Here is a 222-nt window from a genome sequence, read left to right as displayed (position 1 = left end):
CCAGATTTTTAAAGAGCAAATATCTCAAACATGACTCGTGAGTCAGTTTTGAGATATGACGGCAGGTGACTTTCACTCACGAACCAGCAAGTGGCGTCCCCTAGGGGATTCGAACCCCTGTTACCGCCGTGAAAGGGCGGTGTCCTGGGCCTCTAGACGAAGGGGACGTACAGTCTCAATCGCAAGACGCCTTGCTATTTACTTTTCATCAGACAATCTGTG

At 49.5% G+C, this 222-nt stretch carries 1 tRNA gene; it reads right to left on the bottom strand.

Annotated elements, in window-relative coordinates:
- Nucleotides 1–91: 91 nt before the first annotated feature.
- Nucleotides 92–167 (bottom strand) — tRNA-Glu (locus IM267_RS21120).
- Nucleotides 168–222 lie beyond the last annotated feature (55 nt).

Origin of the sequence: Enterobacter cloacae complex sp. P15RS (assembly GCF_014895905.1) — a bacterium.
In the GTDB taxonomy this organism is placed as follows: Bacteria; Pseudomonadota; Gammaproteobacteria; order Enterobacterales; family Enterobacteriaceae; genus Enterobacter; species Enterobacter quasihormaechei.
Note: the sequence above shows the minus strand (reverse complement) of the source record. Positions and strands in the feature narration are given on the sequence as shown.